The 21910-nt window shown below is 59.7% G+C and carries 21 protein-coding genes; 17 read left to right on the top strand and 4 right to left on the bottom strand.

What is annotated here, in order from left to right; all coding sequences use genetic code 11:
• Positions 1-5 precede the first annotated feature (5 nt).
• From DV711_RS13165 to DV711_RS13100, 14 genes are all read left to right on the top strand, one after another.
• Positions 6-1706: a nickel-dependent hydrogenase large subunit gene (locus tag DV711_RS13165; protein ID WP_114696164.1), complete on the top strand. Its 1701-nt coding sequence runs from the start codon at positions 6-8 to the stop codon at positions 1704-1706.
• A 125-nt stretch (positions 1707-1831) separates the two neighbouring features.
• Positions 1832-2383 carry a HyaD/HybD family hydrogenase maturation endopeptidase gene (locus DV711_RS13160; RefSeq protein ID WP_114696163.1) on the top strand — a complete coding sequence of 184 codons (552 nt, stop codon included), beginning with the start codon at positions 1832-1834 and terminating at the stop codon, positions 2381-2383.
• 10 nt (positions 2384-2393) lie between these two features.
• Positions 2394-2633, top strand: coding sequence for a HypC/HybG/HupF family hydrogenase formation chaperone (locus DV711_RS13155; RefSeq protein ID WP_114696162.1), 240 nt, complete (start codon positions 2394-2396; stop codon positions 2631-2633).
• A 46-nt stretch (positions 2634-2679) separates the two neighbouring features.
• A complete protein-coding gene (gene hybE / locus DV711_RS13150) occupies positions 2680-3294 on the top strand; it encodes a [NiFe]-hydrogenase assembly chaperone HybE (RefSeq protein ID WP_114696161.1) in 615 nt (204 codons plus the stop codon).
• Positions 3295-3324: 30 nt separating this feature from the next.
• Positions 3325-4440 (top strand): hypothetical protein, encoded by a 1116-nt coding sequence (locus tag DV711_RS13145; RefSeq protein WP_114696160.1) that lies wholly within the window; start codon positions 3325-3327, stop codon positions 4438-4440.
• Between the two features lie 67 nt (positions 4441-4507).
• Entirely contained in the window at positions 4508-4849 is a 342-nt protein-coding gene (gene hypA / locus DV711_RS13140) for a hydrogenase maturation nickel metallochaperone HypA (protein WP_114696159.1), read from the top strand.
• Between the two features lie 121 nt (positions 4850-4970).
• Positions 4971-5969: a hydrogenase nickel incorporation protein HypB gene (gene hypB / locus DV711_RS13135; protein ID WP_114696158.1), complete on the top strand. Its 999-nt coding sequence runs from the start codon at positions 4971-4973 to the stop codon at positions 5967-5969.
• A 1-nt stretch (position 5970) separates the two neighbouring features.
• A complete protein-coding gene (locus DV711_RS13130; RefSeq protein ID WP_114696157.1) occupies positions 5971-7488 on the top strand; it encodes a sigma-54-dependent transcriptional regulator in 1518 nt (505 codons plus the stop codon).
• Complete coding sequence (locus DV711_RS13125; protein WP_114696156.1) at positions 7469-8212, top strand: hypothetical protein; 744 nt, start codon at positions 7469-7471, stop codon at positions 8210-8212. The genes DV711_RS13130 and DV711_RS13125 overlap by 20 nt, the downstream gene beginning before the upstream one ends.
• Before the next feature lie 3 nt (positions 8213-8215).
• On the top strand, positions 8216-10630 hold the full coding sequence (gene hypF / locus DV711_RS13120; protein WP_114696155.1) for a carbamoyltransferase HypF: 2415 nt from the start codon (positions 8216-8218) through the stop codon (positions 10628-10630).
• Positions 10631-10635: 5 nt separating this feature from the next.
• Entirely contained in the window at positions 10636-10932 is a 297-nt protein-coding gene (locus tag DV711_RS13115; protein ID WP_114696154.1) for a HypC/HybG/HupF family hydrogenase formation chaperone, read from the top strand.
• On the top strand, positions 10929-12062 hold the full coding sequence (gene hypD / locus DV711_RS13110; RefSeq protein ID WP_114696153.1) for a hydrogenase formation protein HypD: 1134 nt from the start codon (positions 10929-10931) through the stop codon (positions 12060-12062). Before DV711_RS13115 ends, hypD begins: the two co-directional genes overlap by 4 nt.
• A gap of 19 nt (positions 12063-12081) precedes the next feature.
• The gene (gene hypE, locus DV711_RS13105) at positions 12082-13158 is read left to right on the top strand and encodes a hydrogenase expression/formation protein HypE (RefSeq protein WP_114696152.1); all 1077 of its coding nucleotides are present in this window, start codon (positions 12082-12084) and stop codon (positions 13156-13158) included.
• Between the two features lie 23 nt (positions 13159-13181).
• Complete coding sequence (locus DV711_RS13100; RefSeq protein WP_114696151.1) at positions 13182-14900, top strand: hydrogenase maturation protein; 1719 nt, start codon at positions 13182-13184, stop codon at positions 14898-14900.
• A gap of 113 nt (positions 14901-15013) precedes the next feature.
• Here DV711_RS13100 and DV711_RS13095 read toward each other — a convergent pair whose 3' ends face one another.
• Positions 15014-15790, bottom strand: coding sequence for a hypothetical protein (locus DV711_RS13095; protein WP_133297459.1), 777 nt, complete (start codon positions 15788-15790; stop codon positions 15014-15016).
• Between the two features lie 220 nt (positions 15791-16010).
• On the opposite strand from DV711_RS13095, the gene DV711_RS13090 reads away from it, so the two are divergent.
• The 3 genes from DV711_RS13090 to DV711_RS13080 all read left to right on the top strand — a co-directional run bounded on the left by DV711_RS13090 (position 16011) and on the right by DV711_RS13080 (position 17824).
• Positions 16011-16430, top strand: a complete 420-nt coding sequence (locus DV711_RS13090) for a YeeE/YedE family protein (RefSeq protein WP_114696321.1) — start codon at positions 16011-16013, stop codon at positions 16428-16430.
• 46 nt (positions 16431-16476) lie between these two features.
• Positions 16477-16923, top strand: coding sequence for a DUF6691 family protein (locus DV711_RS13085; RefSeq protein WP_114696149.1), 447 nt, complete (start codon positions 16477-16479; stop codon positions 16921-16923).
• A 118-nt stretch (positions 16924-17041) separates the two neighbouring features.
• Complete coding sequence (locus DV711_RS13080) at positions 17042-17824, top strand: phosphate/phosphite/phosphonate ABC transporter substrate-binding protein (RefSeq protein ID WP_165840114.1); 783 nt, start codon at positions 17042-17044, stop codon at positions 17822-17824.
• Here DV711_RS13080 and DV711_RS13075 read toward each other — a convergent pair.
• The 3 genes from DV711_RS13075 to gatB form a co-directional block, all read right to left on the bottom strand.
• Positions 17821-18927, bottom strand: coding sequence for an S-(hydroxymethyl)glutathione dehydrogenase/class III alcohol dehydrogenase (locus DV711_RS13075; protein ID WP_114696147.1), 1107 nt, complete (start codon positions 18925-18927; stop codon positions 17821-17823). The two genes, DV711_RS13080 and DV711_RS13075, sit on opposite strands and share 4 nt — an antisense overlap.
• Positions 18928-19052: 125 nt before the next feature.
• Positions 19053-20291 (bottom strand): trypsin-like peptidase domain-containing protein, encoded by a 1239-nt coding sequence (locus tag DV711_RS13070; RefSeq protein ID WP_165840113.1) that lies wholly within the window; start codon positions 20289-20291, stop codon positions 19053-19055.
• A 143-nt stretch (positions 20292-20434) separates the two neighbouring features.
• A complete protein-coding gene (gatB, locus tag DV711_RS13065) occupies positions 20435-21904 on the bottom strand; it encodes an Asp-tRNA(Asn)/Glu-tRNA(Gln) amidotransferase subunit GatB (protein WP_114696145.1) in 1470 nt (489 codons plus the stop codon).
• Positions 21905-21910 lie beyond the last annotated feature (6 nt).

Below are 21910 nucleotides of genomic sequence, written 5' to 3'. Positions count from 1 at the left end.
GAACAGTGGCCAAACGCATTATCGTCGACCCTGTTACCCGAATTGAGGGACATCTACGTATCGATGTCGAAGTGGAGAACGGTCTGGTCAGCAAGGCCTGGTCCTCCGGCCAGATGTGGCGCGGTATCGAGAATATTCTGAAGGGACGTGACCCGCGTGATGCCTGGGCCTTTACCCAGCGGATCTGCGGCGTCTGCACCACGGTCCACGCGCTGGCGTCGGTCCGGGCGGTGGAAAACGCGTTGCAGCTGGAAGTTCCGCTCAACGCCCAGTACATCCGTAACATCATGTTGGGCGCCCACGCACTGCATGATCACATCGTCCACTTCTACCATCTGTCGGCGCTGGATTGGGTCGATATTGTATCGGCGCTGGATGCCGATCCGAAGGCTGCCGCGCAGCTGGCCGAAAGCCTGTCGAGCTGGAAGCTCAACAACGTCCACGAGCTGACCGCGGTACAGCAGAAGCTCAAGGGCTTCGTCTCCAGCGGCCAGTTGGGCATCTTCGCCAATGGCTATTGGGGCCACAAGGCGATGAAGCTGCCGCCGGAGGTCAACCTGATCGCTGCGGCCCACTACCTGCAGGCGCTGGAGATCCAGCGTGAAGCCAACCGGGTTGTCACCGTGATCGGCGGCAAGTCGCCCCACGTGCAGAACCTGACCGTCGGCGGGGTGACCAACTCGATCAACCTCGACAGTCAGGCGGTGACCAACATGGAGCGACTGCACTTCATCAAGTCGCTGATCGACAAGATGGACGACTTCGTCAAGAACGCCTACCTGGTCGATGTCGCCATCGTCGGCGGGTTCTACACCGATTGGGCCGGCTACGGTGCCGGTGTCACCGACTACCTGGCGGTGCCGGAGATGCCGCTGGATACCAAGGGTGAGAAATTCTCGCTGCCGGGCGGCTTTATCAAGGGCGGCGACCTGTCCACCTACAAGCCGATCACCGGCTACAACGACAAGTACTTCATCGACGGCGTCAAAGAGAGCTCCAAGCACTCCTGGTACCACGGCGACGAAGCCCTGCACCCGTGGGAAGGTGAAACCGAGCCGAACTACGACGACTTCAACGACGAGGGCCAGTACTCCTGGATCAAGTCGCCGACCTTCAACGGCAAACCTGCTCAGGTCGGTCCGTTGGCCAACGTGCTCTGCCTGGCCGCCAACGGTCACGAGCCGACCCTGAAGCACCTGAACTTCGTGCTCGATACCGCCAGCACTGTGGCCCAGACCAAGATCGGCGTGCCGGCGCTGCACTCCACTATCGGTCGTCACGCCGCTCGTGCGGTGCGTGCCGCGGTGGTACTGGACGAGATGCAACACCAGTGGGAGCTGCTGGTGGACAACATCGGCAAGGGCGATACCGATACCTTTAACCGGCCGGTATTCCCGAAAGGGGAGGTCCGCGGTGTCGGCTACCACGAAGCGCCCCGCGGTGTGTTGTCGCACTGGATCGTTATCGAAGACGGCAAGATCAAGAACTACCAGGCGGTGGTGCCCAGCACCTGGAACGCCGGCCCGCGTAATCAGGACGATGTTCCTGGACCCTACGAAGCATCACTGATGGGGAATCCTATTGCCGACCCCGATCGCCCCTTGGAGGTGCTACGTACCGTGCATTCCTTTGATCCCTGCATCGCGTGTGCGATCCACTTGATGGATACCGAGCACAACGAGATCGTCAAGGTGAAAGCACTGTAGTGAGGTTGGCCGGCCTTGGTTGATCCACCGTGGCCGGCCTTTTTTATTCCATCCGATCGGCCAGGTTGCCAGCTTGGTGAATCCAGCGGGTCGGATACGTTTAGGAAACAGCCGGAGGCGACAGAATGAGCGTATTGGTATTAGGCGTTGGCAATATTCTGTTAACCGATGAAGGCATCGGAGTACGCACCATTGAGGCGCTGCTGGAGCGCTACCATGTTCCGGCCGGCGTCGAGCTGCTCGATGGCGGCACCGCCGGAATGGAGCTGATGGAAGTGATGGCCCGGCGCGAGCATGTGATTCTGCTCGACGCGGTCAACACCGGCGCCGAGCCGGGCACGGTGGTGACGCTGGAAGAGGACGAGGTACCGGCACTATTTCGCAGCCGTATTTCGCCGCATCAGCTGGGTATCTCCGATCTGCTCGGGGTGATGAGTCTGACCGGCGAGTTGCCCAACCATTTTACCCTGTTCGGTGTGGTGCCCTACTCGATGGAGACCGGTACCGAATTGAGCGAGCCGATGGTGCCGAAGCTGGAGCAGATGGTCGAGCTGGTGTTCGACAAGCTTGAAGCGATGGGGCTGCCATTGATCGAACGTGGTCCGGACGAACCCTTCGCCCAGGCTCAGGATCGGCCCCCGGTATTCGCAGAAAATCCGACCGTGTCGCTGGTCTGAGGGCGCTCCCATGTGTATCGGAATTCCGTCCAGGGTGATTGCGCTGAACGATCAGATGGCGACGGTCGAAGCGATGGGCGAGCAACGAGATGTCAGTCTGATCTTGATGCCAGAAGCCGTCGAACTGGGAGACTATCTGCTGATCCAAGTGGGTAATTTTGCGGTAGAAAAGATCGAACCGGAGCGGGCTCGAGAAGCACTGGAGTACCTGCGTGAGGTCGCAGAACAGGCCGGGCTGCAACCGGCCTAACCGGCATGTAAATGAGCCCGAGACGAAATCTTAAGGAGTGGTATTGATGAAAGATTTCCAACCGTTTGACGGTTTTTCCGACAACCCGGCAGCGGTGCTTGAAGCGCTGTACGAACGGGTCTACGAGCAGGAGATGAAGGAGTTGTCGATCTGTAATCCGCAGGTACGGGTTGAGGCGGTCGAATTCAAAGTCTGGGAAGGTCAGTGGGTCGGGGCGGTCGTCACCCCATGGTTTATCAATCTCTATATCCTGCATCGCCAAGGCGAGAGCTGGCCGGAGCTGAAGCTGGGTAAGGGCAACGAGATAGCGATCGAGTTTCCGGCCGGGGTGATCAAGTTCACGCCGCGGTTTGAACCGGAACTGGGTTACTACCTATGCTGCTCGCTGGTGTCGCCGATGGGTGATTACGACAACCACGCCCAGGCTGTGCAGGCTGCCATCGATGCAGTACGCCAACTCACCGCCATTCCGCTGCTCGATACCACCGCGCAGCAGCCAGATACGGTGCAGCAGCATGAGCCGATCTCTGACCAGGAGCCGCTATCGCGTCGTGACTTCCTGCGCGGTAAGCGACCGGAGACCGAGCGTGAGCCCGAACAGGTGCCGATCCGTAACGCCCGTGAGGGGTTGGATGCGGTCAACGCGGCGTTGAAGCTGTAATTGTTGCGCTGACTTGGCGACGGCATAACGATGGGTTTTGAAGGCAAGGTTTGTATCGACGCCGGTCAGGATGGGCGGGGCGGGGCGACGCTGAAGGTCGATCTGCAGCGGCCGCAGCTGGCCCAGCGTCTGCTCGCCGGTGTCGAGCCGTCGCAGGCCCTGAGCCGGGTGGAACAGGTCTTTGTGGTCTGCCGGCAGTCCCAGCGGGCGGCGGCAATGGAAGCACTTGGGCTGCCGCGCGATCCGCGATTGTTGCAGCAGAAGGTGCTGTTGGAAAGTATCGAGCAGCTGCTCTGGCGTCTATCGATCGATCTGCCCCACTCGTTGGCGCTGGGGGCCGGAATGGAGCCGTTCGCGGTGATCCGGCGCTATATCAGCCAGCAGCTGGCGGCCGAATCGCTCGATGCCCATGGCGATGAACTGATTCAGACTCTGGAAGGTTTTTTTGCCTCGCTGAGCGGGGTTTCCTGCAGCGAATTTCTGGCTTTTGATCGGGCTCAATTCGAATCCTGGCTGGAGATCTACAATGGCTTGGTACCGCTGTGCTTGCGTCAGGTCGCGCGGGTCTCGATTGCACCCGCTCCGGAAGGGAGGGGGCACGGACCGGTCGGGTTGCTGCCCAAGCAGCCAGTCGAAACCCTGGGACTGGATCAACAACTGGCGGATCCGGACATCGGTGAGAAGTTTTGCCAACAGCCGAGTCTGGATCAGCAGCCCCGAGAAACCGGTCCCTTGGCCTACATGCAGTCGTGGCCGCTGATCAAACAGTTGCAGCAAGCATCGGCCAGCCCGCTGCTGCTGCGTTACGCCGCCAAACTGCTCTATCTGGCCAGTTTGATCAGTCGTGACGCCCTGCTGCAGCCGCAGGGCATCTGCGGTTCGGTTGCGCTGGATGAGGGGCGACTGGGGTGGGTCAACAGCGTACGGGGATTACTGCTGCACTGGGTCAAGCTGGACGCGAGCGAGACAGAGATCGCCGAGTACCGGATCTGCGCCCCGACCGAGTGGAATTTTCATCCGCAAGGTCAGTTCAGCCGCTTGGCCAGTCAGGTCGGTATCGACCATCCGCAGCGAAAGCTGGCACTGGAACAGATCGCCCTGGCATTGGATCCCTGCGTGCCTTTCGAAGTCAGGATCCAGGCGTAAATCGAGCGTTGGGGGCGAGGTTAAACCTTGACGTCACCCGTCGGTGCATTATTCAGAGGTAGCTTAAATGCATGAAATGTCGCTGGCTGAAGGGATGATTCAGCTGATTGAAGAGCAGGCCCAGAGCCAGCAGTTTGAGCTGGTCACGGCGGTCCATCTGGAGATCGGTCGGTTGTCCAATGTTGAGGTCGAGTCGATGCGATTCTGCTTTGACGCGGTGATTCGCGGCACCCTGGCCGAGGGGGCCAGTTTGACCATCACCGAAACCCCCGGTATCGGCTGGTGCATGGACTGCTCCCAGAGTGTTGAGCATCAGGCGCTGTACGACCCCTGCCCGCTGTGCGGCGGCTACAAAATCCAGGTAACCGGGGGAAATCAGATGTTGATCAAGGAACTGGAAGTCAGCTGAGCGCAGACTGGCTGGATAGGTTAAAGGGCGCGTAAATCGGGCGTCGAGTAAGCAGAAATAGAATCCGCTGCAGAGGCTTAGTAGGGCAGCGGATTCGGACAGAATAAGAGGAGTGAGCCCTATGTGTACCAGTTGCGGATGCAGCCATGGCCAGACCCGGATTGAAGGTGCTGCGCTGTCGCGAGATCACAGCCACTCCGAGGACCATAGCCACGATCACAGCCATGCTCACGATCATGGCCATAGCTGCGGCCATCACCACCATCACGATCATAACCATGAACATGGCGGTAGTGCCGAAGCGGCGCTGAGTCGTGACGGCGATAACCTTCACTTCGGTGCCGGGCCCGCCCGCTCCCATGCGCCGGGACTGAGTCAGACCCGGATGATTCAGATCGAACAGAGCATCCTGTCGAAGAACGATCAGTACGCCGCCGTCAATCGCAGCCGTTTTGCGGCGCGCTCGATTCTGGCGTTGAATCTGGTTTCCAGCCCGGGTTCGGGCAAGACCACACTGTTAACCCGGACGCTGGAGGATATCCAGGGGCAGATCGATCTGGCGGTGATCGAAGGCGATCAGGAGACCGCCAACGATGCCGAGCGGATCCGCAGCACCGGGGTGCAGGCGATTCAGGTCAATACCGGCAAGGGCTGCCATCTGGACGCCCATATGGTCGGTCATGCGCTGGAACAGCTTGAGTTTGGCGATCAGGGACTGCTGTTTATCGAGAATGTCGGCAACCTGGTTTGTCCGGCCGAGTTTGATCTGGGTGAGGCCCACAAGGTGGCGATCCTGTCGGTCACCGAGGGCGAAGACAAACCGCTCAAGTACCCGGATATGTTCCATGCATCCGACCTGTTGCTGTTGAACAAGGTCGACCTGTTGCCGCACCTGAACTTCGACGTCGAACGCTGTATCGAAAACGCCCGCAAGGTGAACCCCGAGATCGAGGTGATCCGCTGCTCGGCCACCAGTGGCGAGGGCATGGCCGAGTGGTATCAGTGGCTGGAACAGCGTCGCCGAGCCTTGCTCGAGCAACAGCTGGAGCCGCTGCGACAACGGATCAGCGCCATTGAAGCCAACCTGGCCCAGGGCCTGACCGGGCAGGGCGTAGGTTAATATGGGCGGCTACGCCAACGAATTGGATCGGGTCCTGGTCGTCGATGACGAGGTCCGTTCGCTGGAGACCATCACTCGGGCGCTGGACGATGACTTCGAGGTGATCTGCGCCAACAGTGCCGCAGAGGCCGAAGCGGTGCTGGAGCAGCAACCGGTGCAGGTGATTCTGTGCGACCAGCGGATGCCCGAGCGCACCGGGGTCGAATTCCTGGCCGATACCCGCGAGCGCTGGTCTCAGATACCGCGGATTATCATCTCCGGTTATACCGATTCGGAGAATATTATCCGCGCCATCAACCAGGCCGGTATTTTCCACTACCTGACCAAGCCCTGGCATCCCGAGCAACTGCTCAATGTGGTCAAGAACGCGGCCCAACTGTTCCATCTACAGCAACAGAATCAGTTGCTGGCCAACGAGCTGAACTTCAGTGCCAGCACCCTGGAAACCCGGCTGCGGGGCCAGCGTAGCGAGCTGAAGCGCGAGTACCGGCTCGACCGTATCGTACGGGCCGACGACAGTCCGATGAACGGGCTGATCGAACGGCTGCAGCAGGTGGCCCGTTACGATGTCAGCGTGATGATCAGTGGCGAATCCGGTACCGGCAAGGAGCTGCTGGCACGGGCGATCCACTACAACAGCCCCAGAGCCGACAAACCTTTCGTGATCGAAAACTGCGGTGCGTTGCACGATGAGCTGCTGTCGAGCGAGTTGTTTGGCCACAAGAAGGGCGCCTTTACCGGCGCCACCACCGACCATGTCGGCCTGTTCGAGAAGGCCAATGGCGGCACCATCTTTCTGGACGAGATCGGCGAGGTCTCGCCGGCGTTTCAGGTCAAGCTGCTGCGGGTACTGCAGGAGGGCGAGATCCGGCCCCTGGGCTCCAATCAGAGCAAGCGGGTCAATGTTCGCGTGGTCGCCGCCACCAATCGAGACCTGCTGGCCGAGGTGAAAGCCAAGCGGTTCCGGGCGGATCTTTACTACCGCCTGACCACGGTGGAGCTGCCGGTATTGCCGTTGCGGCAACGACCGATGGATATTCTGCCGATCGCCGACAGCCTGCTGCGCGAATACAGCCCGGCGTTCGATTGTGCCGGGATTAGCTTCAGCGAGGCGGTCAAAGCCAGCCTGCAGGCATACAGCTGGCCGGGCAACGTCCGGGAGATGCAGAACGAGATCCAGCGGCTGCTGGTATTCAGCCAATCGGATCCAGACCGGGAGCAGTTACAGCTCGAGCATCTGTCACCGCAATTACGCTCTGAGGATGCGAGCAGTCTCGATCCTGTCGATCTGGACGATTATGTCGCCGATGCCTTCGAGGACGGTCCGCGTCTGAATCTGAAAACCCAGGTCGAGGCGCTGGAACGGCAGATGATTCTGCGGGCGCTGGATTACTTCCAGGGCAACAAAAGTAAAGCAGCTCAGTCGTTGGGGCTGTCCCGAGTCGGGCTGGCCAACAAACTCAAACGCTACCAAGTAGACCCCTTCGAGGAGATAGATGATGGAAGTTTCGACCACTGAGGCGACGCTGACGCTGGCGTTCGGTCTGGGGCTGCTACACGCGCTCGACGCCGACCATGTGATGGCGGTATCCGGGCTGGCGTCCGGTCGTCCGGGTTGGCGTAGCTGTGTCGCGTTTTGCCGCCGCTGGGCGATCGGGCATGGCTTGACCCTGCTGTTTATCGCATCGCTGGTCTATCTGTTCAGCCTGGCGATCCCGGAAACCCTGAGCCACACGGCCGAGTCGCTGGTCGGCTTGATGCTGGTGGTGATCGGTGGCTGGGCGATCTGGAGTCTGATGCGTCAGCGTTTCACCTTCAGTTTCCACCGCCACGGATCGCGTATCGAACATGCCCACTGGCATCGGCACGATCATATCGAGCACCCATCCGAGACCGTCGCGCAACAGGGTGGCGAGACAGCTCAAGACGATAAGAGCCGACTGAAACAGCTTAGCGAGCGTCACTCACCGGTGCTGGTGGGGATGCTGCATGGCGTGGCCGGAAGTGCGCCGCTGCTGGTGTTGATCCCTCTGAGCCGATTCGACTCGGTGGGCCACGCGTTGGCTTACGTGTTGTTGTTCAGTGTTGGGGTGGTGATTTCGATGCTGGTATTCGGTGGTCTGATGGGCGGTGCATACCAGACCCTGAGCCGACTGGGTCAGCGTATTGTCGATGCCGCTCGGGCCTTGGTGGCGTTGAGTGCGGTAGGTTTTGGCGCTCACCTGTTGAGCGGCTACCTGTAAGTCATGGTGGGCCTTCATCGACTGCGTATTGGCGGTGAAGTCCAGGGGGTGGGCTTTCGCCCCCATGTTTATCAGCTGGCGACCCGGCTGAAGCTGCCGGGCCGGGTGCTCAACGACGGTGCCGGGGTGCTGGTCGATCTGCTCTGCAGCGCCGAGCAGCTGGAGCAGTTTTCCCGGCAGTTGAAGGACGAGATTCCGCCGCTGGCCTCGATCGATCAGTTCGAGCAGCAACCGTTGCCGGACCCCGATAATCAGATTAAGCCGTTGTTTCAGCAGCACCCGTTCTATATCGATCACAGCGGTGCCGGACCGGTTCAGACCCAGGTGGCACCGGACGCGGCCACCTGCCCGGACTGCTTGAGCGAGCTGTTCGAGCCGAACGATCGGCGCTACCGCTATCCCTTTATCAACTGCACCCACTGCGGTCCGCGATACAGCATCATCCGGCAACTGCCCTACGATCGACCTGCCACCAGCATGGCTAAGTTTGAACTCTGTTCGTGCTGTGCCGACGAGTACGCCAACCCCCAGCACCGCCGTTTTCACGCTCAGCCCAACGCCTGCCCGGATTGCGGGCCGCAGCTTTGGCTGGCGGACAGCGAGGGTCAACGGTTAAGCGTGAGCGATCCGATCGAAGCGGCGGTTGAACGGCTGCAGCAGGGACAGATAGTGGCGATCAAGGGGATTGGTGGTTTTCATCTGGCCTGCGATGCAGATAACCCGGCGGCGGTCGAACGATTGCGCCAACGCAAGCACCGCCTGAGTAAGCCGCTGGCGGTGATGGTGGCCAGTCCGGCATCGCTGGAATCCTTGGTCTCCTTTGAACCCGAACAGTTGGCTCCGCTTCGCAGTGCCCAGGCGCCGATCCTACTGCTGGCTCAAAAGCCCGATAACGGCCTGCCGGATGCGATTGCGCCGGGACTGAATCAGCTCGGGGTCATGTTGCCCTATACCCCGATTCAGCATCTGCTGTTTCATCAGGCGGCCGGCTGTCCGGCGGGAACCGACTGGCTCGAGCAACCGCAATCGCTGCGTCTGGTGATGACCAGCGCCAATGCCAGCGGGCGTCCACTGGTGTACCGCAACGACGAGGCGGTCAGCCAGCTGCGCGGGATTGCCGATTGCTTGCTGTTGCATGATCGAGATATTCAAATGCGCTGCGACGATGCGGTAGTCAATGGGCTTCCGGGACTCGACTCCGTCGCCGGCAGCCAGTCGACGGTGGTGCGGCGCGGCCGGGGGATGGCACCGAAAGTCGTTCGGTTACCGTGCTCGGGGCCTTCGACCCTGGCGCTGGGTGGTTTCTTCAAGAACAGCATCTGTGTCACCCAGGGCGACAAGGCCTACCTGTCGCAATATATCGGCGATCTGGATAACCCGGACAACTGCCGCTACCTGGAGCAGACCTTGGATCATCTGTGCGCGCTGTTTCAGATCAAGCCCGAGCAGGTGGTTTGCGATCGGCATCCGGATTTCTACAGCAGCCAGTTTGCCCATCGATTGGCGAACGAGCGACAGCTGCCGCTGATTGAGGTGCAGCACCACCATGCCCACGCGGCAGCGGTAGCCGCCGAACACCATCTAAACCAACCCTATCTGGCGTTGACGCTGGATGGCTTGGGGCTGGGGGACGACGGCACCCTGTGGGGCGGTGAGCTGCTCAAGATTGAACAGGGCAAGATGACGCGCTTGGGCGCGTTTAAACCGTTGTCACTGCCCGGTGGCGATCGTGCTGCCCGCGAACCCTGGCGCATCGGTTTGGGCTTTTTGATCGAGCAGGGCCAGGATCAGCTGGCTCGCCAGCGTTACGGCGATCGGCCCGGCTATGAGGTGCTGACGCAGATGATTCGAAACCGCAGCCATTGCCCACAAACCAGCAGTGCCGGGCGGCTGTTCGATGCAGCGGCCTCGCTGAGCGGACTCTGCGATCTGAGCTCCTACGAAGCGGAAGCAGCGATGCGGTTGGAGTCGGCCGCCCGTGAAGCGCAAGCAACGCCTGAGGATAGAGCGTCCTTGAAGCTGCAGAACTATTTCCAGATCGATGCCGACAACCGGCTCGATTTCAGCCCGTTGCTGTTGGCGCTACCGCAGCGGAAACAAGCCGAGGCAGCAGATCTATTCCACCGGGTATTGATTCAGGCGCTGAGCCAATGGGTGACTCGGGCTCGAGCACAGAGCGGTATCGATACCGTGGTACTTAGCGGCGGTTGCCTGCTGAACCGGATTCTGTCTAGTGGCTTGCAGCAGGCGTTGGCGTCCGTGGAAGGGCTTCAATGCTATGGCGCCGAGCAACTGCCTCCCAACGACAGTGGCCTGGCGTTGGGACAGGCCTGGGTGGCGATTGAACAGGCACGGCTGAGAGCTGGTGCCGATCAACAGACCGAACAGCCATGCGCTGGCGGTGCTTTAACGAGGTAGAGTTTATGTGTCTGGCGATTCCGGTTCGGGTCGAGCAACTGTGCGAAGACAACAACGCGTTGGTTGATATCGGCGGGGTCAAGAAGCAGGTGTCGGTGGCGCTGGTGGAAGATGTCCAGGTCGGTGACTACGTGATTATGCACGTGGGCTTCGCGCTGAATAAGGTTGATCCGGATGAGGCCGAGAAAACCCTGGCACTGTTTGCCGAGATGGGGGTGCTGGAGCAGGCGCTGGCCGACAATGCCGAAGCCTTAGCCGAAACCGAAGCGTCTTCTGACAGCTCGTCGGAGGTTCAGGCATGAAGTACGTCGACGAGTACCGTGACGGCAAAACCGCCCGCCATATCGCGGCCAAGATCCGCGCCGAAGTGGAGCCGGATCGTAGTTACGCCTTTATGGAGTTCTGCGGCGGCCATACCCATGCGATCTTCCGTTACGGCATTCCGGATCTGCTGCCCGACAATGTCCGGATGATCCATGGCCCGGGCTGTCCGGTCTGCGTACTGCCGGTGCCCCGAATCGATGCGGCGATCGAATTGGCGGTCGATCATGATGTGATTCTGTGCAGCTACGGCGACATGATGCGGGTGCCGGGTTCCAACCGTCGCAGTCTGCTCAAGGCCAAGGCCGACGGCGCCGATATTCGGATGGTCTACTCCTGCGCCGATGCCCTGGCGATCGCCCGGGATAATCCACAGCGTCAGGTGGTGTTCTTCGCCATCGGCTTCGAGACCACCACGCCGCCGACGGCATTGGTGATCCAGCAGGCCAAAAAGCTCGGCATCGCCAATTTCAGCGTGTTCTGCAACCACGTGCTGACGCCGTCGGCGATCAGTACCATCCTCGAGTCCCCCGAAGTGCGGGATATGGGCGTGGTGCCGCTGAACGGATTTATTGGGCCGGCCCACGTCAGCACGGTGATCGGTTCGCAGCCCTATGAGTACTTCGCCGAGGAGTATCAGAAACCGGTGGTGATCGCCGGATTCGAGCCGCTGGATGTGTTGCAGGCGATCCTGATGCTGATCCGCCAGGTCAACGAAGGCCGAGCCGAGGTCGAGAATGAGTTTGTCCGCGCCGTAACCGAACACGGCAATATGAAAGCCAAGGCGCTGGTGGCGGAGATCTTCGAAATGCGACCGGAGTTTGAGTGGCGCGGTCTGGGACTGGTGCCGTATTCGGGCTTGCGGATCAAAGCCCCCTACGCCGAGTTTGACGCCGAGAAGCGCTTTGCTCTGGCGCCATCGTTGGGGCGGGATCATAAGGCCTGCGAATGCCCGGCCATTCTGCGCGGGGTCAAGACGCCGAAGGACTGCAAACTGTTCGGCAAGGGCTGTACCCCGGAGAACCCGGTCGGCTCCTGCATGGTGTCATCCGAAGGGGCCTGTGCGGCTTACTACAGCTACGGTCGTCATCAACAGCGCAGCGCTGGTTAAGATTTTCTGAGGTATCTCCATGTCTAAAGCTAACTCCAAAACCAGCTCCCGTTATCCGCAGTCGCTGGATCTAAAACACGGCAAGGTCGAAATGGCCCATGGGGCCGGCGGCAAGGCGATGGCGCAGTTGATCGAGCAACTGTTTGTCGAGGCGTTCGATAATCCGATGCTGCGGGCCCAGAATGACCAGGCGTCGTTGGATCTGTCGTTGGCGGGTGTGCCGTTCGAGCGGATCGTGATGGCTACCGACAGCCATGTGATCAGTCCGATCTTCTTCCCCGGTGGTGATATCGGTGCGCTGTCGGTTCACGGCACCGTCAATGATGTGGTGCTGTCCGGTGCCAAGGCGCTCTACCTGTCGGCCGGTTTCATCCTCGAGGAGGGCTACCCGCTGGCCGATCTGAAACGGATCGTCGAGTCGATGGCCGCTGCCGCCCGTGAGGCTGAGGTGGCGATCGTGACCGGCGATACCAAGGTGGTGGAGAAGGGCAGTGGCGACGGCGTCTTTATCAACACCACTGGGGTTGGGGTGCTACCGAGCGGGTTGTCGTTGTCGGCAGACCAGGTACGCGTCGGCGACAAGGTGCTGGTCAGCGGCACGCTCGGGGATCACGGCGTGGCGATCATGTCGTTGCGGGAGAACCTGACCTTTGAAACCACCATCGAGTCGGACTCCCAAAGCTTGCATTCATTGACCGCGATGATGGTCGAACAGGTCCCCGAGATCCGCTGTATGCGTGATCCGACCCGTGGCGGTCTGGCGGCAACGCTGAACGAGATCGCCGGCCAGGCCGGGGTTGGGATCGAGCTCGATGAGGAGCAGATTCCGGTGCGTCCCCAGGTGGCGGCGGCCTGCGAATTTCTAGGCCTGGATCCGCTCTATGTGGCCAACGAGGGCAAGCTGGTGGCGTTCTGTCCGCCGCAGCAGGCTGATCAGTTGCTGGCGCTGATGCGCGAACATCCCCAAGGGCAGGAGGCGGCGATCGTCGGCGAGGTGATCGAAGATCCGAATGCCTTTGTCCAGTTGCGCACCAGCTTTGGCGGTGTACGGATGGTCGATTGGATCAGTGGCGAACAGCTGCCACGAATCTGTTGAGGTCAGAGAGGTTAGAGAGATCGATGAAAATACTGTTACTGACCCACAGCTTTAACTGCCTGACCCAGCGCTTCCAATTGGAGCTGCGACGGCTCGGCCATCAGGTCACCGTGGAGTTCGATATCAACGATGCGATGAGTATCGACGCGGTCGAGCGGTTTGAGCCGGACCTGATCGTGGCACCCTTTCTCAAACGTGCGATACCGGAGCCGATCTGGCGCAATCATCTGTGTCTGATCGTCCATCCGGGAATCAAGGGTGATCGGGGACCCAGCTCGATCGACTGGGCGATTCTCAACGGAGAGACCGAGTGGGGGGTGACCCTGCTGCAGGCCAACGAGGTGATGGATGGAGGTGATATCTGGGCCAGCCAGCGTTTCCCCATGCGTCCGGACAGCAAGTCCAGCCTGTACCGAGGTGAAGTCACCGAGGCGGCCTGGCGGGCGATGGAGCAGGTGTTGGAGCAGTTGCCGCAGCCGGACTTCGCCCCAGAACCGCTGGACTACAACCGTGACGACGTGACCGGCCAGTGGCGCTGCCTGATGACCCAGACGGATCGGGCGATCGACTGGGCTCGGGACGATGCGGCGACCATCGTCACAAAAATCCGTAGCGCCGATGGTAATCCCGGCCTGCTGAGCCGGGTCGCGGGTCGCGAGTACTACCTGTTCAACGCCTGTGCCGACTTCAGCCTGAATCATCTGATTGATGGGATTTCACCAGGCACGCCGGTGGCTCAGCGCGATGGTGCTATCGCACTGGCCAGCCGTGATGCGGTGGTCTGGGTCTCCCATCTGCGCTTGAAACCGACCGAGACCCAACCGCGAACCCTGAAGCTGCCCGCGACTCGGGTATTGGATACCGAGTTGCTATCGGGGCTTCCGGAGCTGGCGGTTGGGTTAGCCGTGGTCGAGGGTTATCAACCGATTCGGGCCCAGATCGACGGCAAGCGAGCCTACCTGTACTTCGACTTCTACAACGGCGCCATGGGCACCGACGACTGCCAGCAGCTGTGTCGGGCCTATCGGCAGCTGGCCGATGATCCTGAGATTGAATTGATCGTGCTGATGGGGGGCGAGGATTTCTGGTCCAACGGCATCCACCTGAATTTGATCGAAGCGGCAGACAGTCCGGCGGACGAGTCTTGGGCCAATATCAATGCGATCGACGACCTGACCCAGGCGATTATCGAAACCACCGATAAGCTGACCGTGGCGGTGATGCGGGGCAATGCCGGGGCCGGCGGTGTTTTTATGGCGCTGGCAGCCGACTGGGTGCTGGCTCGGGACGGGGTGATTCTGAATCCGCACTACAAGGGGATGGGGAATCTGTATGGTTCCGAGTATTGGACTTATCTGCTACCGCGTCGTGTCGGCACTGAGCGGGCCGAACAGATCACCGGGCTTAGGTTGCCGATGGGGGTAGCGGAGGCCAAGCAGCTGGGCCTGATCGACCAGACGTTGGCTGCCGAGCAGTTCGATGCGGCGCTGGAGCAGCAGTTGCTGGCGCTGGAGCAGCAGTCAGCTCAGCAGCTGGAGCAAAAACAGTTACAGCGTCAGGCCGACGAGCGGGAAAAACCGTTGGCCGAGTACCGGGCCGAGGAGTTGGAGCGGATGAAGCTCAACTTCTACGGCTTTGACCCCAGCTACCATGTGGCCCGCTACCACTTCGTCTACAAGCTATCCAAGGCGCGGACACCGCCCTATCTGGCACCCCATCGCCGGGTACGTCAGCAAGCCTGAAACCGATCAGGCCCGCAAGGGGCCTGACCGATGTTGAGGTGCTACTTCGAGGTACTACATAGAGGAACTACATCGGGGTACGACATCGAGGAGCTATGGCTCTGCCGGTTGGATCAGAAACAGTCCTGCTGGCAGTAATAATGGTGCACCAGCCCCTGGTAATCCAACGAGGCTTTGAACTGCTCCAGTTGCTGCTGCCAACGTTGGATTTCGGTTGCCGGGATGGCGGCCGAGAAACCGATGTAGACCGGCTGTTTTTGCACCGCGACGCCGGTGTTGCGCAGCTGCTTCGAAGCCACCGAATCGGACTCCAGTACGCTGGGAACCAGGGTCTGATTCAAGGTGGCCAGACTGACCTCGCCGGCGGCGAGCAGATCCCAGCAGACCTTGTAGGAACCTTCGGCGCGGATGTTGTTAAAGCTAAGGGACTCGAGCAGTTGCTGATGGCCGTTGCCGCTGCGAACGCAGATCGAATCGACCGATTTGGCCTGTTCCAGCTGTTGGATACTGCTGGGGTGATCTTTGCTCTCAAACAGGTAGACATTATTGTCTTGCAACGGGCCGACCCATTGCCGCGGTGATTGGGTTTGTTGTTGGCTCACATCGACCAGCGCGACGGCCGTTGAGCCGTCCAGTGCCTTGATACCTTGCTGCTGCGCCACCTGCTCGATGCTGGGCTCCAGTTCCAGCTGCATCATCAGTTCACGGGTCAATTCCACCAGCATGGCTCGTTGTCCACCATGATGTTTGCCCCGCAACTGGCCGCTGCTATCGGTAAAACTCGCCCGCTCAACGCCGTGAATCTGTACTTTCAAGGGTTCTGCTGAGGCTGCTCCCCAGCTGAGGGCGGCAGCTACGCCTATTGCGGCGGCTGGAAATAATTTTTTCATCTGAGCGCTCCTTAGCTCGTTGTGGCGCGATGGCCGATGGGCTTGAGTATGTCATGCAGGGATTGGGGCTGTAGTTGATCTTCATCTAGTTGCATGGGATCTAATGCCAAGCCGGCTAAATTAGCTGTATTGAATATTAGATAAGTCTGAATTAATCTTGATGATCTTCGAGGATGGCGACGAAGAGTGGGCCGTCCGGTCGCAAAGAGGAGAGGTTCAGATGTTGGTATCGTTGACCCCGAGTGGAGTTTTACTGGCGCTTGCCGGCGGCGGATTGATCGGTCTGTCAGCGATTGTGCTGCTCTGGAGTAACGGTCGCATCGCTGGAATCAGCGGTATTCTGTTTGCGTCCGTACAGGGCAAGCCCGATAGCGGTTGGCGTTGGATGTTTCTACTCGGCCTGGTGCTCGGTGGGCTGTTGTTTCACGCCTTGACCGGCCAACCCCAGCCATCCCCTCCCCAGGCGTCGATAGGGTTACTGATGCTGGCTGGGCTATTGGTCGGACTGGGTACCCGGCTGGGCAGCGGTTGTACCAGTGGCCATGGTGTCTGTGGCCTGGCCCGTTTTTCGGTTCGATCTCTAACGGCTACCTTGACCTTTATCGGCAGCGGCATGCTGACGGTGTTTATTCTCGGTTGATAGGTATTGGGCTGACGGGTACAGGAATAAAAGTAGGAGTGACCGGATGAAGAATCTTTTGGCGTTACTGGCAGGCGGGCTCTTTGGAGCGGGTTTGGCGATGTCTGGCATGACCGATACCACCAAGGTGATCGGCTTTCTGGATGTTTCCGGGGGATGGGACCTGACCCTGGCTCTGGTCATGATCGGTGCGCTGCTGGTAACCGTGCCGGGCTATTACTGGATTCTGCAGCAACCTAGACCAGCCTGTGCGACGCGTTTCGATATGCCGGCCAAAACGTCTCTCGATGCCCCGCTAGTGTTGGGGGCCGCGCTGTTCGGTATCGGTTGGGGGCTGGTGGGCTACTGTCCCGGCCCGTCGATCGCCGTGCTCGGTTATGGCAACTGGCAGGTGGTCCCTTTCCTGATGATGCTGTTGTTAGGCGGCTGGTTGGCGGGACCGGTTCGAACGGTGTTGGAATTGGGTATCAGGGCCGGTCATCAACGCGCCTGATCCAACCATTGGACCCTTGTCGATCAATGTACAAGAATTGATCTAACCGCTTCACAACAAAATGTGGATCGGCTAAGGTGGCCAGCTTTTAAACGACCACCTTCGCTGGATACCGCTGTTGAACCTGATCGCCAGTCTACCCTGGTACGACCTGCCCGCCAGTCAAAATGCACTGGATCTGTTCTGGCACCGCTTGCGCGCGGAGCTGGAACGGCAGTCTGTGTCCGGATTGCCGCAGCAGTTGAATCGGGAACTGACCCCACAACAGCTTTGGCAGCGGCCCGAGCTGCTATTGAGCCAGTGCTGTGGTCCAGACCTGTTTACCGAACAAGCCGCTGGGCTGGAGCCGATCGCTCGACCGGTGTTCCGGGATCTGGCTTGCACGCCGGGAAGCTATTTTAGCCATATCGTTACGACCCGCTCGGCTCCGGTGATCAAGCATCCGCGCTTGGTGGTCAACGCGCCGAGTTCGCGTTCGGGTTGCCTGGCCCTGTTGGAATGGTTAGACGAGCAGGGGATCGATGTAGAGGCGGAGCCACCGCTGATCAGTGGTTCACACCAGCAGAGTTTGCAGTACCTGCGCGAGGGGCGTGCCGACCTGGCTGCGATCGATGCCCATAGTTGGGGCTTGCTGGATCATCACGACTTAACGGTGATCGGACGCAGCCGGGAAGCGGAAGCGCCGCCCTTTGTTCGCCATCGACATAATCCGATACCGACGGCGGTGCTCTATGCCGCGCTCGAGAAGACGGTTCAGGTCCTAGGCTCTTCGATCGGCATCAGTGAACTGATCGAGACCGATATCGAGGTCTACCGCGGTATGGAAGGCGACAGCTCTTGCCTGTCTGCTTGCGCTCATACTGGCCCTGCTGAGCAGAGCCAGTTGCGAACGGTCGCCTAGTAGAGCACGACCGAACGGATACTTTTGCCTTGATGCATCAGGTCAAAGGCGTTGTTGATCTTGTCCAGCGGCATCGTATGGGTGATCAGATCATCGATATTGATCCGCCCCTCCATATACCAGTCGACAATCTTGGGGACATCGGTTCGCCCTCTGGCGCCACCAAAGGCGGTGCCTCGCCAGGAGCGGCCGGTAACCAACTGGAACGGCCGGGTGCTGATCTCCTGACCGGCACCGGCAACCCCGATAATGCAGCTCTCGCCCCAGCCTTTATGGCAACATTCCAGCGCTTGGCGCATGGTGGTGACGTTGCCGATGCATTCGAAACTGTAATCCACCCCGCCGCCGGTCAGTTGGATCAGATGATCCACCACGTCCTCCACCTCATTGGCGTTGACGAAGTCGGTCATGCCGAACTGTTTGGCCAGTGGCACCTTGGATGGATTGATATCGACGCCGATGATCTTCGCGGCGCCGACCATCTTGGCGCCCTGGATCACATTCAATCCGATCCCACCGAGTCCGAACACCGCCACGGTTGAGCCCGGTTCCACCTTCATCGTAAAGGCCACAGCACCGATACCGGTGGTAACGCCGCAACCGATATAGCAGATCTTGTCGAACGGTGCGTCGTCACGCACCTTGGCCAGCGCAATCTCCGGTAGCACGGTGTAGTTGGAGAAGGTCGAACAGCCCATGTAATGCAGGATTGGCTCACCGTCGATCGAAAACCTTGAGCTGCCGTCGGGCATCACGCCGCGGCCCTGGGTTTCGCGAATCGCCTGGCAAAGGTTGGTTTTCGGGTGCAGACAGAAATCGCATTGGCGACACTCGGGGGTGTAGAGCGGAATGACATGGTCGCCCGGTTTGACACTGCTGACGCCCGGGCCGATATCCACCACCACCCCGGCACCTTCATGACCCAGAATGGCGGGGAAGGCCCCTTCCGGATCATCACCGGACAGGGTGAACGCATCGGTGTGACAGACACCGGTGGCCATGATCTCCACCAGGACCTCGCCGGCCTTCGGGCCTTCGAGATCGACGTCGACAATTTCTAAGGGCTTGGCGGCTCCGAAAGCCACGGCGGCGCGTGTTTTCATGCTTTAGCTCCTGCTCAAAGTCGGACGGGATAGCAGGAACTATAGTCGGTAGCTTGGAGTTAAGAGTCTGAGGGCGGGAATAAAAGGGACGATCCTGATTATCAGAACCGCCCCGCTATCTTCGGTTAGAAACTCCCCAGCTTGGTGCCGAACTCGGCTCGGATGGTTGCAAGCGGTATTGCGATGCCGAAGCCCTCAGTGCTGATCGAGCGGTTCAGAACCTTCAGGGTGTTGATTCCGATCACCTCCCCCTGCTCATTCACCAGCGGCCCGCCACTGTTGCCCGGAAGGATCTGGGTATCGGTAACAACGCCCTGCTTACCGATCCGGGTGATGATGCCGGAGGTAACGTGGTCGCGCATCCCCAGCGGGCTGCCGATGGCGTAGACCGGCTGCCCCTGGAATAGCTTGGGTTGCGCCAGCGCCTGTAGTTTCGGGGTCCGGTAGCCGTCGACCTTCAGCAGAGCAAGGTCGTGCTCGGTGCTCAGGGCCAGCAAGCGAGCTTTGAGTTTGCTGTTGTCCTTCAGAATAACGGTAAAGTGCTGCTTCACACGGGATGAGCTGCTTTGGAAGTTGAACTCGGATTGAGCTTTGCGGAGGGTTTTACTGCGGGTTTGATAGTTGGCGTAGGTGTCGTCGTATTCCTGTTTCCAGAGCTGGTAGCGTTCGGAAAGGATTTGATAGTCTGAGTTGGCAGCCCCTTTCATGCTGTTGCGCCCGGCCTTGCGAATACGTTCCTCGTATTCGTTCAGCTCCTGCCTCATCTGGCTTAGACGGTGTTTTTCGTTGCTGAGCCAGCCATTAAGCGAATTGAGTTGATCGGCTTCCTCGGCAATACGTTCTTTGCGTTCCTGCCAATGACTCGTTTCGGTGGGGCGCACGACGTGCTTGTTGGTTAGCAGCAGACCGTCGTCGCTGACAAAGAATCCTGAGCCGATGCTCATCGCAGAGTCGATCGACACCACCGCCTGGGTGGCGCGCTCGATTTCGGTTTGGGCATGGAAACGCTGTTCGAAACGTGCGGCCAGATTGGTTTTATCGTCGATGCTGGTGACGGAGTCGATGCCAGTGTCGCTGGTGGGGGAGATATCGGTGCTGGGCTCGGTCGGTTGGTCAGCATCGTCCGCTATATCGGCTGGAGCCGGATTTGTTGGCTGTTGCTGCTGATGCTTGAACGGCTTATCGCTGAAGTGCCATTGCCCATTGGCATCCTGGTATTTGTAGATCTGGGCGTGTGCGCTCTGACCTGCTAGCAGGGCCGAGATTGTCAGGGTGGAGAGAAGGAGCACTAACGGACCAAAGCGGAGTAAACGACGACTTAGTACTGGTACGGCTCCGGTGCAGACTGTTGCTGAACGATCCATAAGACTCATCCTTGATCATTGGCGATGGGTCTGAATGTATCAGATTGCCCCTGTTGCGCAACCAGGGATTCGTCGGATCCGCTTAGGCATAAAAAAGGCAGCCGGAGCTGCCTTTAGGGAGACCTAACAAGCCGTGTTATGTCTTAATCACAGAGGGCGTCCAGCTTGGTCTTCAGCAGCTTGTTGACCTGGCCTGGGTTGGCGGTGCCCTTGCTGGCCTGCATCACCTTGCCCATAAAGAAGCCCAGCATCTTGCCGCGCTTCTCCGGTTCGGCAGCCTTGTACTGTTCCACCTGCGGGGTCGCAGCGGCGATCACTTCGTCGATCATCGCTTCGATTGCGCCAGAGTCGGTGACCTGCTTCAGCCCTTTAGCTTCGATGATTGCATCGGCAGCACCTTCACCGTTCCCCCCTTCACCTTTCCAGAGGGCTTCGAACACCTGCTTGGCGGCTTTGCCGTTGATGGTGTCGTCCTTAATTCGGGCCAGCAGTTGGCCCAGTTGCTCGGCAGAAACCGGGCTGTCAGCGATCTCCAGCGAGTTGCTGTTGAGGTGCTTGGACAGCTCGCCCATGACCCAGTTGGCCGCCAGCTTGGCGTCGTCGCACTGCTCGGTGGCAGTCTCGAAGTAGGCAGCCGTGTCACTGTAACCGGACAGTACCCCGGCATCGTAGTCGGACAGACCGTACTGCTCCATAAAGCGCTGGTGACGGGCATCCGGCAGCTCCGGCAGGGTGGCGCGGATCGCGTCGATAAAGTCGTCGTCGATCATCACCGGCAGCAGGTCGGGGCAGGGGAAGTAACGGTAATCGTTGGCTTCCTCTTTCGAGCGCATCGAACGGGCCACCTTGGTATCGCCATTGTATAGCCGGGTTTCCTGGGTGATTTCGCCGCCATCCTCGAGGATGTCCATCTGGCGCTCAACCTCGAGCTTGATCGCATCTTCCATGAACTTGAACGAGTTCAGGTTCTTGGTTTCGGTACGGGTGCCGAACTCCTCTTCGCCCTTGTAGCGTAGTGAGACGTTGACGTCGCAGCGGAACGAGCCCTGCGACATGTCGCCGTCGGAGATTCCCAGATTGGTGACAATCGAGTGGATCTTCTTGGCGTAGGCAACCGCTTCTTCGGCGCTGCGCATATCCGGCTCGGAGACGATCTCCAGCAGCGGGGTTCCGGCGCGGTTCAGGTCGATACCGGTCATGCCGTGGTAGTCTTCGTGCAATGACTTACCGGCGTCTTCTTCCAGGTGGGCGCGGGTGACACCGACACGCTTGGTGGTGCCGTCTTTCAACTGGATATCGACGTGGCCGATGCCGACGATCGGGTCATCCATCTGGCTGGTCTGATACCCCTTGGGTAGATCCGGATAGAAGTAGTTCTTGCGGGCGAACACCGACTTCTTGCCGATCTGGGCATCGATCGCCAGGCCGAATTTGACCGCCATCTTCAGCGCGTTGTCGTTGAACACCGGCAGGGTACCCGGCAGCGCCAGGTCAACCGCGCAGGCCTGGGTGTTGGGCTCGGCACCGAAGGCGGTGCTGGCGCCGGAGAAAATTTTCGAGTCGGTCGCCAGCTGGCAGTGGATCTCAAGACCGATAACTGTTTCCCATTCCATCTGATC

Origin of the sequence: Motiliproteus coralliicola (assembly GCF_003345655.1) — a bacterium.
Classification (GTDB): Bacteria; Pseudomonadota; Gammaproteobacteria; order Pseudomonadales; family Balneatricaceae; genus Motiliproteus; species Motiliproteus coralliicola.
This window is presented reverse-complemented; position numbering and strand designations above follow the sequence as displayed.